Below are 237 nucleotides of genomic sequence, written 5' to 3' on the forward strand. Positions count from 1 at the left end.
AGTTGTTCTTGTCCCCGTAGAGGACCACGGTGGTGTCGTTGGAGATGCCGAGCCTTTCCATGAGCTTGGCGAACTCCTCCTCGCTGATGAAGTCCCGGACCACCGGGTCCCAGAAGTCCCGCTGCCAGTCAATCTTCTGGGCCCCCGGGATGTGCCCGGTGTCGTAGAGGAGGATGTCCTCGTCCACCTCGAGGACCCGTACCTTGGGGTCCTCCAGGTGCTCCTGGACCCAGTCGG

General features: G+C 62.9%; 1 protein-coding gene. It reads right to left on the reverse strand.

The annotated features are described in order from the left end of the window. On the reverse strand, positions 1 to 237 hold a 237-nt coding region (locus tag MFF64_RS39205), incomplete at both ends, for a rhodanese-like domain-containing protein (RefSeq protein ID WP_273557222.1).

It is taken from the genome of Methylobacterium frigidaeris, assembly GCF_022179185.1.
Classification (GTDB): domain Bacteria; phylum Pseudomonadota; class Alphaproteobacteria; order Rhizobiales; family Beijerinckiaceae; genus Methylobacterium; species Methylobacterium frigidaeris.